At 67.5% G+C, this 14,096-nt stretch carries 12 protein-coding genes and 2 pseudogenes; 5 read left to right on the plus strand and 9 right to left on the minus strand.

Annotated features, from left to right (window positions below; genetic code table 11):
• The first annotated feature begins 78 nt into the window (after positions 1–78).
• The 3 genes from BM362_RS01920 to BM362_RS01930 all read left to right on the plus strand — a co-directional run bounded on the left by BM362_RS01920 (position 79) and on the right by BM362_RS01930 (position 2,392).
• On the plus strand, positions 79–1,359 hold the full coding sequence (locus BM362_RS01920; RefSeq protein WP_093572698.1) for a hydroxyacid-oxoacid transhydrogenase: 1,281 nt from the start codon (positions 79–81) through the stop codon (positions 1,357–1,359).
• Positions 1,353–1,760 carry an acyl-CoA thioesterase gene (locus tag BM362_RS01925; RefSeq protein WP_093571990.1) on the plus strand — a complete coding sequence of 136 codons (408 nt, stop codon included), beginning with the start codon at positions 1,353–1,355 and terminating at the stop codon, positions 1,758–1,760. Before BM362_RS01920 ends, BM362_RS01925 begins: the two co-directional genes overlap by 7 nt.
• Before the next feature lie 122 nt (positions 1,761–1,882).
• Positions 1,883–2,392, plus strand: a complete 510-nt coding sequence (locus BM362_RS01930; protein WP_093571991.1) for a hypothetical protein — start codon at positions 1,883–1,885, stop codon at positions 2,390–2,392.
• On the opposite strand, the pseudogene BM362_RS01935 reads toward BM362_RS01930, so the two are convergent.
• Positions 2,379–3,267 (minus strand): annotated as a pseudogene (locus tag BM362_RS01935) (helix-turn-helix transcriptional regulator). The gene BM362_RS01930 and the pseudogene BM362_RS01935 overlap by 14 nt on opposite strands.
• Positions 3,268–3,338: 71 nt before the next feature.
• Here BM362_RS01935 and BM362_RS01940 point away from each other — a divergent pair.
• Positions 3,339–3,957 (plus strand): annotated as a pseudogene (locus BM362_RS01940) (epoxide hydrolase N-terminal domain-containing protein).
• A 706-nt stretch (positions 3,958–4,663) separates the two neighbouring features.
• Here BM362_RS01940 and BM362_RS01945 read toward each other — a convergent pair.
• The 6 genes from BM362_RS01945 to BM362_RS01970 form a co-directional block, all read right to left on the minus strand.
• The gene (locus tag BM362_RS01945; protein ID WP_093571992.1) at positions 4,664–4,963 is read right to left on the minus strand and encodes a hypothetical protein; all 300 of its coding nucleotides are present in this window, start codon (positions 4,961–4,963) and stop codon (positions 4,664–4,666) included.
• A 317-nt stretch (positions 4,964–5,280) separates the two neighbouring features.
• The gene (locus BM362_RS01950) at positions 5,281–6,456 is read right to left on the minus strand and encodes an amidohydrolase family protein (RefSeq protein WP_093571993.1); all 1,176 of its coding nucleotides are present in this window, start codon (positions 6,454–6,456) and stop codon (positions 5,281–5,283) included.
• A 17-nt stretch (positions 6,457–6,473) separates the two neighbouring features.
• Positions 6,474–6,920: a hypothetical protein gene (locus tag BM362_RS01955; protein WP_093571994.1), complete on the minus strand. Its 447-nt coding sequence runs from the start codon at positions 6,918–6,920 to the stop codon at positions 6,474–6,476.
• A complete protein-coding gene (locus BM362_RS01960) occupies positions 6,917–8,041 on the minus strand; it encodes an MAB_1171c family putative transporter (RefSeq protein WP_093571995.1) in 1,125 nt (374 codons plus the stop codon). Before BM362_RS01960 ends, BM362_RS01955 begins: the two co-directional genes overlap by 4 nt.
• A complete protein-coding gene (locus BM362_RS01965) occupies positions 8,038–8,484 on the minus strand; it encodes a zinc metalloprotease (RefSeq protein ID WP_093571996.1) in 447 nt (148 codons plus the stop codon). Before BM362_RS01965 ends, BM362_RS01960 begins: the two co-directional genes overlap by 4 nt.
• 186 nt (positions 8,485–8,670) lie before the next feature.
• Entirely contained in the window at positions 8,671–9,087 is a 417-nt protein-coding gene (locus BM362_RS01970) for a helix-turn-helix domain-containing protein (RefSeq protein WP_167545180.1), read from the minus strand.
• Between the two features lie 236 nt (positions 9,088–9,323).
• On the opposite strand from BM362_RS01970, the gene BM362_RS01975 reads away from it, so the two are divergent.
• On the plus strand, positions 9,324–11,618 hold the full coding sequence (locus BM362_RS01975) for a helix-turn-helix domain-containing protein (RefSeq protein ID WP_093571998.1): 2,295 nt from the start codon (positions 9,324–9,326) through the stop codon (positions 11,616–11,618).
• Positions 11,619–11,724: 106 nt separating this feature from the next.
• Here the strand turns inward: BM362_RS01975 and BM362_RS01980 are convergent, their stop codons facing one another.
• Together BM362_RS01980 and BM362_RS01985 are read right to left on the minus strand one after the other, a co-directional pair.
• Positions 11,725–12,465: a class I SAM-dependent methyltransferase gene (locus BM362_RS01980; RefSeq protein ID WP_093571999.1), complete on the minus strand. Its 741-nt coding sequence runs from the start codon at positions 12,463–12,465 to the stop codon at positions 11,725–11,727.
• A complete protein-coding gene (locus BM362_RS01985; protein WP_093572000.1) occupies positions 12,462–14,024 on the minus strand; it encodes an asparagine synthase-related protein in 1,563 nt (520 codons plus the stop codon). The genes BM362_RS01980 and BM362_RS01985 overlap by 4 nt, the downstream gene beginning before the upstream one ends.
• Positions 14,025–14,096 lie beyond the last annotated feature (72 nt).

A 14,096-nucleotide genomic window follows, 5' to 3' on the forward strand; every position in this document is an offset into this window, starting at 1 on the left:
CAAGTGATCTTGAACAACTCGCCGCGGGATTGTGCCGATTGCCGGATCGCGCTGCCCACCAGTTGGGAGGACGCCGTCGTGACATCCGCCGAACATGAGACTGTTTTCACTTATGGGGCCCCGGCGCTCAAATACGGAGCCGGGTCGAGCGACGAGATCGGATACGATCTTGCCCAGTTCGACGCCCGTCGCGTCCTCGTGGTGACCGACCCGGTCGTCGCCGCGACCGGCTGGCCGGAGCGGATCGCCGAGGGCATCCGCGGCTACGGGATCGCGGCCGAAACCTTCGACGGCGTGCACGTCGAGCCCACCGACGTCAGCATGCAAAAGGCGGTGGACTTCGCCCGCGGCACCGGCCCGTACGACGCGTTCGTGGCGGTCGGCGGCGGTTCCAGCATCGACACCGCGAAGGCCGCCAACCTGCTGACCAGCAACGACGGCGAGCTGATGGACTACGTCAACGCGCCGGTCGGCGGCGGCCGCGCGCCGGCGAACCCGCTGAAGCCGCTGGTCGCGGTGCCGACGACCACCGGGACTGGCTCGGAGAGCACCACGGTGTGCGTGCTGGACGTGCTGTCGCTACGGGTGAAGAGCGGGATCAGCCACCTGCGGCTGCGTCCGACGCTCGCGGTCGTGGACCCGCGGCTCACGGTCAGCCAGCCCGCCGGGGTCACCGCGGCGAGCGGGATGGACATCCTGTGCCACGCCGCGGAAAGCTACACCGCCAAGCCCTACACCGAGTTCGGCCGGAAACGGCCCGAGGAACGGGTGCCCTACTGCGGATCGAACCCGCTCGCGGACATGTTCGCGGAGAAGTCGCTGCAACTGCTGTCGTGGGCACTGCCCGCCGCGGTCCGCGACGGCGAGGACCTGGCCGCGCGCGAGGCGATGGCGCTGGCCGCGACGTTCGCCGGGCTCGGCTTCGGCAACGCCGGCGTGCACATCCCGCACGCCAACGCGTACCCGATCGCCGGGCAGGTCCGGGATTTCCACCCCGAGGGCTATCCCGGCGACGAAGCGATGGTGCCGCACGGCATGGCCGTCTCGCTCACCGCGCCCGCCGCGTTCCGGTTCACCTTCGCCGCGAACCCGGAACGACACCAGCGCGTCGCCCGGCTGCTGGCCCCGGATTTCGAATGGCCCGGCGACTTCGCCGACCACCTGCCCGCCGTGCTGACCATGCTGATGCGCGAGATCGGCCTGCCCGCCGGAATCGGCGCGGTCGGCTATACCGAGTCCGATGTGGACTCTCTCGTCGAGGGAACGCTTAAGCAGCAACGGTTGCTGGCCACCGCGCCGCACACACCGTCCGAAAAGGACCTGGCGGGGATTCTGCGTGACTCGGTGCGGCTGTGGTGAACTACCCGCACTGGCAGACGGTTCCCTTGCGCTGGAAGGACAATGATGTCTACGGCCATGTGAACAACGTGGTGCACTACTCGCTGATGGACACCGTCATCAACACCTGGCTGATCGAACGCGGCGGCCTCGACATCGATTCCGGGCCGGTGATCGGGCTGTGCGTGGAATCGCGTTGTGCTTACCACGCCTCGGTTTCTTTCCCGGACACGCTGCGGATCGGCCTGCGGGTGGCACACCTCGGGCGATCGAGCGTGCGGTACGAGATCGGGATGTACACAGCATCGGAAACGTTGGTGGCGGAAGGGCATTTCGTGCACGTGTTCGTCGACCGCGAGTCGCGGCGGCCGGTGGAAGTGACCGGGAAGCTGCGGGAATCGTTGGCGGAGCTGGCTGTTTGACGTCTGAGACAGGCCGAGGTTGCCCGAGAGTGCGAAAGGACACCTCGGGCGCACCTTCGGCGCACGGTGAGCGTCTGCCTGGGTAGAAGAAAGTTAGGACAAACAATCACCAGGAGGCCACCGTGACCACTCTTCGCCGCACCCTCGCCGCCGCTGCCGTCTTCGCCGTGGCAGGTGGGACCGCCGCCCTCACCGCGACCTCCGCGAACGCGTCACCAGCAGAAACGCCGTTCTGCACGGATGCCGACGTCACGGTCACCGCGACCCCGGCCAGCGACCACGCGTCCGGCCACCACGCCGACGTCCTGCACTACTCCGCGGCCACTCCGAACACGCACTGCACGCTCAGCGGCGCTCCGTACAACACCGTCTTCTACGACAACGCCAACGCTCCGCTGGGCGTACCGACCACTTCGGACTCCAGCGAAGGCGCGCCGGACGTGCTCATCGACGCGACGCACACCGCCAGCTCGTACGTCATCATTCCGACCACCACCGAGCCTGGCCCGAACTCGGTCAAGGCACTGGAAATGCACCTGCCGTCCGACGCGTCGCGCACGCCGATCGGCGTTTACTGGCCGGGCAACGACCTGACCACGTCCGCGCACTTCAGCGTGATCACGCAGGACTGACCGCACGCAACGCCCGGCCGCCGAGTTCGCGCAGGTGCTCCGCCAGCTCCGGCGGTGCGTGCACCTCGAACTCGCGGCCGAGGCTGGTCAGCCGGAACGCCAGCCACTCCAGGGTGTAGGCCGGGCTGACGACGCGGCAGGTGCGGTCGTCCACCGCGGCCACTTCGCTTGCCGCGCCCCAAATCCGCGCCACCTCGTCCGCCGGCGCGTGCACGGTGACCACCGCGCGATGCGTCGGGCGGGAGGTGTGCAGCTTCTTGGTCACATACTCCGCCGGATCCTCGGCAGGCAGGTCTCTCGCGGTGAACCGGGTCCCGATGGCCTGCGGTTTCTCGATGCGATCGACGCGGAAGACCCGCCAGTCGTCGCGGTCGCTCTCGAACGCCAGCAGATACCAGCGACGGCCGGACGACACCAGATGATGCGGCTCGACGAGCCTTTTCGTCGCTTTGCCGTCGTTGGCGAGATAGCCGAACCGCAGCCGCTCGCGGTCGGCGATCGCCGTGGCCAGAACCGTGAGCGCTTCCGGGTCCACCCGCGGCCCGTCGCACTGCTCACCACTCTCACCCGACCGCCGCAACCGGGACGGCAAGACCCGCTCCAGCTTCGTGAGCGCCCGCACCGACGCCTCGTCGATCCCGGTCACCGCGTGCCCAGACGCCATCCGCAACCCGACCGCTTCCTCGTCATCCAGCAGCATCGCACTGCCCGCGACCAGGCGATATCCGCCTTCCGCACCCATCGCCGCCTCGACCGGATACCCCAGCTCCCCGCTCGATGTCGCGACGAACCGTGCGGCCTTCGACGCCCAGCCGCTCCGCCAGCTCACTGCCCGGCCACTGCCTCGGCGACCGCAACAACCGCGCCGCACTCATGATCTAGGACCATATCTGACCTGAACATTCGCCCGTTCCGCATCGATATCTCCGACGCCGCCCTCGCCGACCTGCACGCCCGGCTCACCCAGACCCGCTGGCCGTCCCCGTTGCCCGGCGACGGCTGGGACCGCGGTGCCCCACGAGACCAGGTGGAACGAATTCCCCCAGTTCCACACCGAGATCAACGGCGTCGACCTGCACTTCCTGCACGTGGCGTCCGCCACGCCTGTGTTGCTGACGCACGGCTGGCCGAACTCCTTCGTCGAGTTCGCGGACCTGATCGAGCACCTGCCGGCCTTCCACGTCGTCGCGCCTTCCCTTGCCCGGCTTCAGCTTCTTCTCCGCCCCCGGCCCAGGCTGGGACGTCGTCCGGGTGGCCCGCGCATGGGCCGAATTGATGCGCATACGTCGCCCCCCGAAGTCGCACGGGTCGGGCCGGTTCTGGGCGTCTACACCACCGCTGGCCTGGGAATTCCTACTGAAGCCGACCTGGACTCTTCGGAGCGCGCGGCGTTCACCGAGACGATGTCGCAGGACTGGATGAACGGCGTCGACCACCACGCCCTGCTGCGCACCGCGCCGCAAACGTTCGCTTACGGAACGACTCCGCCGTGGCCGCATTGGCGTGGATGGCGCAGAAGTTCCAGGAGTTCAACGCTGGTGGGAGTGGGCTGGACGCGTTCCTGACGAACCTGAGCGAGTAAGTGCCGGGTTCGCCTGGCCGCGGGAACAGAAGGACGCGCCGACCGGGGCGTACAGCCGGGTGCCGGGCATCCGTCGGCTGGCCGAGCGGGAGTCGGAGTTCGTACACTGGCCTGTCGACAATCCGGCTGGACACCACTTCATCGCAATGGACCAGCCGGAGACGTATGCGGCGGACCTGGCGAGGTTCGTGACCCGAGTCCGATCGACACGGATGACGCCAGGCCCCGGCGAAGGGCTGGGGGCTGCCCGCTAGACTAAGCGCGCGGGCCGTTAGCTCAATTGGTAGAGCTGCGGACTTTTAATCCCTGGGTTTACAGTGTCAACGAGTGTCACATAATGCCGCCCGGGGCTGGTCTGTGCAGGTCAGACGGCATTTTTCGCGGGCGTTGGTGTCGGACAGTGTCGCGGCGTATCGGGTGCTCTGTGAGCAACGGAGCCCAATCGGAGACCCACATTGGCCGGGTTGTCCGCAGTCCACCGCCCAGGAATAGTCCCCGTTGGGTCGCAAAGTCGTGCATATCCGCCTCAGCTCGCCTCATTTTGCCTCCCAGCGGTGGCCACGCTCCTAGGGATCTCATGAACGAGATCAGCGCTGGACCCGATACGACGTCATACCGCATCCCCGGTGGACTAGACGAGGACAGTGGCCCCGAGCAGCAGCACGACGTCGACGGCACGAGCCCGGCCGTCATGGCTGCGCTTGTTCGGCGCGCTTGACCCGCAACTCTTCCTGCCGGTCATCCCAGAGGCGTTTGCGTCGTTCGCGTTCGTCGGCCATGGCCCTGTCGCGCGGACCAGGCACAAGTTCGGCGACGTAGTCCTCCACAGGACGGTGAGTGCGCTGGAGGTACCAGTCGCGTTCGGCTTCGGTGGCCGCCCAGTCCGGTTGCGGGTTGGTCGTGCCGAGCATCGGGATGAGGATGTCGTCGCGCAACGCGATCCGCCATAACCATTCCGCAGTGTCGCCGTCCAGCAGCCAGTCGCTCATGTGTTCGATTGTAGGTAGCGTGACAGACCAGGGCAATGACGACCGACGGCAGCTGTACCGAACCTCACCGAGCGCGCAGCATGACGGGGTCCGGCCCGGGCGGGCCGCCTGGTGGTGCCTCGACTCGACAATTCAGCTGGCGCAGCGCATCGGCGGCAGCCTCAGACGCGTCACGAACAGCTGCGCACGCTTGGAGGGGTCGCCCGTTTTCCCGTCCGGCGCGAATCGCGTCAAGCCACGCCGGTCGCTTGTCGAAGTTGAACTCCTTGATCAGCATTCCAAGAAATCCGCGGTGAGGTTCATGCGTGAATTCACTGCTAAGCCACTGTCGATGCCGCCTGGCCCCTGGCCACCACTAGCTGGAGCTCCCCCAGGTTGGCCAAGTCTGCGAGCGGATCGCCGGTTGTCACCAACAGATCCGCCGACAGGCCTGGGGCCAGCTTCCCGGTCGTGCCGCTAAGGCCCAGCGCTGCCGCGCTCCTCGTTGTGGCCATCTCGACGATGGTCGCGCGGTCGAAGCCCAGGTGCTCGTACAGCTGAAGGGCGCCGGCGTAGTCGTCGAACTCTGAGTTCCGCACGCCGGCGTCGGTGCCCGGAATCATCCGGATACCGTGCTCGGCCATCCACCCGAACCGGCTGACCACCGATTCGGCGCGGGCGGGCCCGAGGCGCTCGATGAAGCCGCGCCAGTCCGAGGGCCAGGCGACGCAGGCGAAGATTCCGCGTTCGGCGATCTTCGCAGCGACGTCGTCGCGCAAGTCGTAACCGCCTCCGCCGTTGCGGAGCCAGGTGCAATGCTCGATGGTCGACACGCCGGCGTCGGCGGCTGCTGCGATCGCGTCCGTGCCGTGCGCGTGCGCCGCGACCGACAGTCCGGCCTTCTCCGCTTCGTCAACGATGGCGGCCAACTCCGCGGCGGTGAATTGGTTGTCCCACATCGACGGCGAGTTCGGGGTGATCTGGCCTCCGGACGCCATCACCTTGATGACGTCCGCGCCCAGTTCGGCGTTCTTGCGCACTCGCGCCCGCAGCTCGGCTTCGCCGCTGGCGGTGCCGCCGAGGAACCAGCAGTGCCCGTCCGGAACGGTGATCGGCGGACCGGACGCGACAATTCGCAGCCCCTGCGCGTGCCGGTCCCGGAACTGGATGGCGAGGCCGTCGCGGTCACCGAGGTCGCGGGCCGTCGTGACGCCGGAACGCAGGAGCCGTTCGGCCCGCTGCGCCATCGCGGCGTGGGTCGCGTCGGCGGCTGCTCGAGCCGGATCGTCGCCGGCATCGAATACGAGGTGGACGTGGCAGTTGATCAAGCCGGGCAGGATGGTCCCGCCGGGAAAGTCATGTCGTTCGGCGGTGGGTGAAGCGAGGCGTTCGACGGGCGTGCGCTGCCCGACGGCAAGGATCGTCCCGTCTTGGCAAAGCACGGCGCCGTCGGCGATGCGTTGGCCGGCAGGGCCGGGGAGAACCTGGTCCGCGGCGAGAAGCTGCTGGAGCACAGACAGGGACCTTTCAGTCAGGCTGGAACGCGCAGCCGGAACACGGCGACGTGCCGCATGAAGGGCAGCACCTGTTCCGTCGGCGCATCACCGGTGAACGGCCATTCATCGGAGACTCGCGGAAGCAGGCCCAAGTAGCCGGCGACCGCCGCGGCGCCGTCGGCGTCTTCCACGAGAAGAGCGTCGCGAAGCCCGTGTTCGTCGGGCTCGACCGTGCACTGACCGGCCGCCAGAAGGTTGCGGACCCAGTCGCGGCGGCGATCGGGCGAACAGACGTACTGGACGCCGTCGAGCTGCATGAGTGCAATCGGGACGGCGCGAGGCTCGCCGCTGGTGCGACCCGCGACCGTCATCACGCGCAGTGCGTAGCGGCCCTCGCGATGCGGCTGCGGCTCCTGCGAGCGGATGCGCTCGAGCACCTGCCGGTTCCGGTCACGGACCTCGGCCTTCGACGCTGCGGTCACGAGACTCCTTCCCGGGCGAGAGCCCGCGAGAGGCGGATGAGCTGCCGGACATCGGAGTTGATGCCCGAGTCTTCGGGAGCCGCGACAAGGACGCCTGTCCGGCTGGTCGGCGTCCGGCCGCTCGCCTGACGCTGAAGTGCCTGGCGGAACGGTCCGAGCTGCTGTTCGGCTGGCCGACCGGCATCGAAACCTGCGTCGACGAGCTGCGGGCTGAGCTGAAGGAGACCGTCCCGAATCTCGATCACGCGCCGCCAATAGCGGTGGCCGACGCGGAAGGGGATCAGCGTGTCCAGCCAGGATCGGGACGGGGCGTGGTCAAGGGTATCGGCCGGGAACACCGCGTGCAGCGCCCGCCACAACGGCCAAAGCTCGGCGTAAGCGCGTCGACGGCGAAGCCACGTCCTCAGCGCGGCGAACCGAGCCGCGAGACCGACCGAAAGCACGCCGACAAGGAATACGAAGGTGCAGATCGGGACCAAGCGGGTGGTCACCTGCATGACCGAAGCACCGTACCCCGGCTGGCCGGCCCAGCGGATGATCGTGACGGCCGTGCGAAGGCCGGTCGTGATGGCTGTGGCGACGAGCGCGACGGTCAGGACGTGAAGCCCGAAGCGGGCGCGGCGACTGGACTCGGCGGCGTATCGCAGAGCCCATCGCGCCGCCTGCGCGGCGGCATAGAGCATGTAGCCGCCGCCGATGATGTAGAAAGGCGCCACACCGGGAGCGCTCATGTCGTTCGGCAGATGCCCTGTCAGCGGGTATGCGCTGTCGCGCGCTCCGGGCGGGAGCGCGAGGATCGCGGCGGTCATTGCCAAGCAGACGCCGAGAAGGATCCCGGTCTCGATGCGGACCCGGCGCCACGAACCGCCCGCCGAGAGCAAGAAGAAGAGCAGAAGCGCATAACGCGAAATGTTCAGCGCAACGTTGGTCAGCAACTTCACAGTGCTTGACGGCGGCAACTCACCGAATACTGTCCGAACGAAAGCGACGAAGGTGGACGCGCCGAGCAACTGGCAAGCGATGGCCACCACCACAGCCCACAACGCAGGATCCCGCGGCGATCGGGCCAATCGGTAAACGAACCATGCCAACACGAGCAGCAGAAAGTTCGTGAGGTTCATAGGACGTCCACCGGATCGCCGAGAGAGGTCTGGGCCCGGCGGGCTCGCGGAGACCGCCCCGGCAGGATGATCTCCTGCGCTTTGGTGGTCGCCTCCAAGAGCACTGTCGCGAGCGCTTCAGCCTCCCGCTCATGCTCGTCGGCGTAGGACGTGCGCCGCCGCAAAGCTGTCCGGATGGCCTCAGGAGGAATGTCGGGCAGCAGCAGACGCCACATATCGTCGTCGCCCTCGTCCGAGGGGTGATCGGCCAGGAGGTGACCGAGTTCGTGGGCGATGATGTGTTCCTGATGGAATCGCGTGGTGCCGGTGGCCTGATACAGGATGACGTCGGCGGCGGCCATCTTGATCCACAGGCCGAACGGGCCAGGCACGTCCATCGGAGCAGCCAACAACCGGATCGGTTTGCCGCGGCGCTCGCCGAATCGGGCACAGATTTCGGCCATTGGCCTCGGTCCTTCTACGCCAGCAGCGCGCAGTTCGGACCGCAGCCGACGACGCAGGCCGACGATTCGCCGGCTGCGGCGCATACGTTGAATCAGGCTCCTCACGACGGTCCTCCCAGCCCGTGTTGATCACCTCTGGCCCATCCTCGCAGATCAGAGGCCGCTGACGACCTGATCGCCGACCAGTCACCCAGACGTGCTGTTGTCCGCCCGGCTTGCCTGGAAGTCGATAAAGTCCAGGACACTTGCCAAAACTTCCGGGGATAGCGCGCTCGCCCGATATGCGATGTCACGGACTCCTTGCTGAGACAGTCGCTCGAGAAGGGCGTACTGGCCCTGGATCTCGCGAGCCCGCTCACCCGTGCCGAAGTACTCCAGATCGACTCTGAAGTAAGCCGCGACCTCTTGGGCGAGGCGCAGCTTCGGTTCGTTGGCCCCCTTGATCAGGTTGTACAGCTGGCTCTTCGAAATGCCGATTTCCTCGGCGACCTCAGGCACCGTGTACGGGCGGCCATCGTCGTGCTTCTTGAGGAGAATCAGCCGCTCAAGAAGTCTGCCGAACGATTCAGGCGGCTGAGGCTGCGGACTTCCAGGCTCGGACACCGTCACCCCCTCCGGACCCAGTATTCCAACTTTCTGGACTTCCGATCGCTCTGCGTCGTCAGTATTTGACTCTGAGTTCGACTTCTCTTACTGTGGACGTTGATCATTCCAATTTACTGGACGTCGAGCAGGGCGGAAACCGTCCGATCGAGTGACTGCTGCTCGTCCGGTCGCGACCCCGGTCCCCGCCCACGCTGACGCGTCAACCGGCGCGTCTCGACGCGCGGGGAGGCGCGATGCGGACCATCGACAGCTTTGCGGCGGCTGTGCACCGCAGGCGGAGAGAACGGGGATTGACGCTTGGCGAGGTGGCGGCGAAAGCGGGCTATAGCGCGAGCTACCTGTCGAAGCTCTTGCATGGTCACCGCACCCTGCTGCCGGGCGTCGTGCATGACCTTGATACGGCGCTCGCGGCTGATGGCGAGCTGAACAAGATCGCCGCGGAACAGCGAGGGGATTCCCGCGTGAAGACTCGTCCCGTCCAGCTCCCGCCTGCTGCGCCGGACTTCGTCGGCCGTGAGGAGCAGCTGCAGGCGATGGACCATGCGCTGGTCGCCCAAGGGCGTCCCGGATCGAACGTGACTATCGTCATCGAAGGCGGATTTTGGACCGGCAAGACCGCGCTCGCCGTTCACTGGGCATCCGGTGTCCAAGCTCGTTTCCCCGGCGGCTGTCTCTTCGCCGACTTGCGAGGGCTCGCGCCTGGCATGCCGGCTGCCCCGGAAGAGATCTTGGACGGATTCCTCGTAGCGCTCGGCGTGAGCGCCGCCGAACTCGGCGCGTCCAACGTGCCCGCCCGGATCGCACGCTACCGATCACTGCTTGCCGAGCGACCGGCGATCGTGATCCTGGACAACGTCGCCGACTACCAGCAAGCCGAATGGCTGCTGCCCAGCCCCGGCAGCGTTGTGGTGGTAACGAGCCGGGAGCAACAGCCCGGGTTGCTCGCGCGAACGGGTGGAATGGCGATCGAGCTTCCGCCGCTTTCCTCAGAACAAGCGCTCGAGCTGCTCCGACACCGAGTGGGAGATGCTCGTGTGCGGGCCAGCGCGGCTGCTGCGGAGGTCATCGTCGAGCGGTGCGGCCGCTTGCCGATGACGGTTCACATCGCCGCCGAGCACCTCCAGCGCCACCGGGAGACCACGCTGGACGAACTGGCCGACCAGCTCGAATCCGACAAGACCCGCCTCGATCTCTTCACCTCGAACGACGTGAACATCCACGGCGTCGTTGACGTCTCATACCTGGCACTGCCTCCCATGACAAGGAGGGTCTTCCGCTATCTCGGGATCAGCCCTGCCGATGTCGTCGGTGCGGAGTCTGTCGCCGTGCTCACCGGGCTAGACCTCGATCGCGCCCGCGACGCTCTGCGACTGCTCGCGCACGCACACCTCATCGAGACCCTCGCCAACGGGCGATACCGAATCAGCCACTTGCTCCGCGCCTACGCGCACCAGCGCGCGCTAGTCGAAGAACGACTGAACGAGATCGAGCGCGCCCACGACCGGACTCTGCGCTGGTATGCCGCGACAGCTTGGAACGCGAACAACACCTTGATTCCTGGTTGGGCGGACAACGGAATTGTTCTTGACAATTTGGCGGGCGTCGAGCCGATGCCCTTCGAAGAGGACGGCTTCGAGGAAGCGATGGCCTGGTGCGAGCGCGAGGTGGCTATTGCACTCCAGGTGGCGCGGAGCGCGCGGACGCACGGAGCGAAAGACGTCCTATGGCTCCTGCCAACGGCCTTCCTGCCGTACTTCGTGCTCACGCGCAGCTGGAACACCTGGTTGGTCGCCGCGCACGACGGGCTCTCCGCCGCGCGCGCGGCCGGAAGCGACGCCGGAGTCGCGAGAAGCCTGGAGGTCCTCGGCTGGGTGGAACACGAACTAGGCCGAGCTGACAACGGCATCGCGCACCTCGAAGAGGCACTCCAGCGCCACGGCGACCTCAACGACGAGCGGTCACAGGCCTGGACCGCATACGGCCTGGGCCTCGCATATGCCAGCTGCGGCAGGGTGGCTGAGGCACGGCGGCTGCACGAACTCGCTGACGGCATGTTCACGACTTCGGAAGTCAAGGTCGGCCTCGCCGTAAACCGCGCTGCCCTTGCCGAAGCGTGCGACCTGCTGGGCGACCCGGACAAGGCGATGGAATACGCGTTTGACGTTCTGAACCGTGCGCAAATGTTCACGTCAAGGGCCGTCCTGGGCGTTGCCCATCAACGGATCGGCTCGTTGCTCGGTCGGCACGGCCAGCATCGAGCAGCATTGAAGCACTTCGACCAAGCCCTGGCTGTCCGCAGCAGGAGCTGGCAGCGCTGGAGCGCGGCCGAAACGCTGATCTCGCGAGCTGAAGTCCTCTGCGCGCTCGGGCAAGTTGACCAGGCGCAGACGGCATACCGCAGGAGCCTGCAGAACCTCGAAGTCCTCCACGATGCAAAGGCAATGGAGATTCGTGCTCGGCTTGCCGCTCTGGGAGCTTCCTGTTCCGGTACCGCGACCTGCTCACCAGCAAGCACCGCGTCCGCCTAAAAGTACCGTTCGGCCAACGACCGCTGACGGCCGTGGCCCGGGCTCGATCCGGCCCGGTCCCGCCGACACCACGGGTCCTTCTGCCTGAAGGGCCGAAGTCCGTGGCCTACGACGCGGCGAGGTCGTACCTGCCAACAAAGTGAGCGGCGGAGCCGGAGAGCGGGCCAGTGCGATCCTGCGGATCGGTGAACAGTGCTGCAGGACGGAACCCCGTGAGAGTGGCGTGGAGTTCCAGCTCGCGCGGGAACAGGACTCGACGCTGAATGAGGTCGTGTTCGGTGGGCCCGTCGTCGAGCTGCCAAGTGCGGCGCACGGTGGCGATTTGGGTGCGAGCGTCCCAGCTGTGCTCGGTGGTGACCTCGGCCTGGATGCCCGCCGCCTGAATGCGGCCGCGGGTTGGCGTGGCGGCGAGAGCGGGCGCGATCTGGGTGACGATGATCAGCAGGGTGCCGGGGTGGGCGTGGGCGGCAAACGTGGCAAATGCAGCCCGAATTTCGTCGTTGCGGTGCAGATAGGCGAGGGAGTTCCCGAGGCAGAGGATCGTGTCGAAGGTGCGGTCCAGCCGGATCGTGCGCAGGTCGCCGACACGCAGGTCCAAGCTCGGATGCTGGTGGCATGCATGACTGATGAGCGCGGGCTGGAGGTCCACGCCGACGCGGTCGTGGCTGTCAGCGAGCCCAGCCAGGTCGCGGCCGGTGCCGCAGCCGAGGTCGAGAACGCTCCCCGCGGGCCCGGTCCCGTACTCGTTGATGAGGCACCGGCAGGTTGCGGCTGCCGTGCTGTCGCGGGTCAGGGCGTCGTAGAGGTCGGGGCGCCGGTAGGCAATGTTGTGCTCGGCCAGACTCATGCGACCGGGGCAGTGTCCGGGGCCGCAAGGGACCGGAGGCCGACTTCGAGGACGAGGGTGTCGCACAGCACGGACGGCACGGTAGCGCTCTGGTGCGCGTCGCGCACGATGCGCTGGAGCGCGTCGGGGTCGATGAAGCCGTGGTCGGCGAGCAGCATGCCGTCGGCGAGCAGTCGTTCGGCGACGAGCAGCCCGTGGCGGCGCAGGCCGTGCTGCATGAGGTCCCGGAAGTGTTCTGTGCGCTTGGGGTGGGTGACGAACGGCGAGAGGCCGGCGCGGGTCAGGAAGTCACGGTAGAGCTTCTTGCCGCGGCGGACCTCAAGTGGGAGCTGTTCGGCGAAGCGCACCAGGCGCGGGTGGGTGAACGGCGTGACCGGCCAGATTCCCCCGCGCAGGTAGGCGGGGTGGTGGATCGCGAACCCCATCAAGGTCGGTGTCGGCAACACGGCCGACGGTGCCAGGTTCTCGTCGATCGCGGCGACGGCGTCTAGGGTCCGGGGGCCCAGCCAGGACACTTCGGCCAGGCTCTGGGGTGGAGGCGGGGGGAGTTCGTCGATGCGGGGCGCCATGATCTCGTCGCCGCCGTTGCCGGTCAGCATGATCGTGACGCCGCGGTGGGCGGCGCGGTCGGCGAGGGCTTCGAACGCTTCGCGGTAGAACTCGCCGCGGGGATCGTGCGCGGTGCCGCTGGTACGGACGCCGCCGACGCAGAACGGGGCATGCTCGTGCGCGCGCAGAACGTCGTCGGTCGCGCCGACGCGGTCGGTGATCTCGACGCGACGGCGGTGCTGCTCGGCGCCGAGGGCTCCCTCGACAACGAGCCCGAAGGTCCGCAGCGCGGGTGCGCCCAACTGGTGCGCGGCGACCGCGACCGTGGCGGAGTCCAAGCCGCCGGACAGTTCCAGCCCTATCCCGGCACCACTGGTGCACCACGGCTGCAGTGCCTCGGTGAGCAGGTAGGCGAGCCCGTCGCGAGGGTCGGCGCCGGGGCGCAGCTCCCGTGCGTGCGTGACGTGTTCGGCCGGGGGCGGGTAGGCGAACTGGACTCCCGCCGTGGTGAACGTCGCGATCGCGCGTTCGGTCAGCATGGTCACTTCGGTGAACAGGGTGTCGCTGCTGTAGCGGTGCCGCCTGGTCAAGGCGCGTGCCACGGCACGATCTCGAAGCTGGGACGGCCGGGTGAGACGGCGCAGCACGGGCAGGTCCCACGTCCCGTGCAGTACCTCGCCGTCTGCGGCCAGATACAACGGCGAGGTACCGCCGATTCCGGCGGTGAGGGTGATCCGTCCCGGCTGCAGGTGCATTAACAGCGCGTCGCCACGGGCGGTGTCGGCAATGGTGTCGCAACCCCCTGCGTGAAGCGCCGGACCCGCCAGGGTGACCGGGCTGACGAGGTCACGCACCAGGATCGTGGTCGCTCGTGCGTCGTGGTCGATCTCGTGGCGCAGCGCCGGGTGGGAGATTGGCTGGACCCAGCTCTCGCCGCTGCGCCATCGATCGGTGTCCCAGTGCCACTCTGGTCGGGTCAGGTCGGCCAGCGCCAGCCGGAACGAGAGCATTGTCGGGTCAGATCCTTTCCACCGTGCGGCTCAGGCGACGGCGAGCCGCCCGAGCCGCGTCAGGTGTGGCCG

Origin of the sequence: Amycolatopsis rubida, assembly GCF_900115345.1 — a bacterium.
GTDB classification, from domain to species: domain Bacteria; phylum Actinomycetota; class Actinomycetes; order Mycobacteriales; family Pseudonocardiaceae; genus Amycolatopsis; species Amycolatopsis rubida.

Coding starts and splice junctions, on each gene's coding strand:
- BM362_RS01980 (WP_093571999.1), bottom strand. CDS start 12,465: ATGAGTCTGGCCGAGCACAACATTGCCTACCGGCGCCCCGACCTCTAC.
- BM362_RS01975 (WP_093571998.1), top strand. CDS start 9,324: ATGCGGACCATCGACAGCTTTGCGGCGGCTGTGCACCGCAGGCGGAGA.
- BM362_RS01965 (WP_093571996.1), bottom strand. CDS start 8,484: ATGGCCGAAATCTGTGCCCGATTCGGCGAGCGCCGCGGCAAACCGATC.
- BM362_RS01985 (WP_093572000.1), bottom strand. CDS start 14,024: ATGCTCTCGTTCCGGCTGGCGCTGGCCGACCTGACCCGACCAGAGTGG.
- BM362_RS01960 (WP_093571995.1), bottom strand. CDS start 8,041: ATGAACCTCACGAACTTTCTGCTGCTCGTGTTGGCATGGTTCGTTTAC.
- BM362_RS01945 (WP_093571992.1), bottom strand. CDS start 4,963: ATGAGCGACTGGCTGCTGGACGGCGACACTGCGGAATGGTTATGGCGG.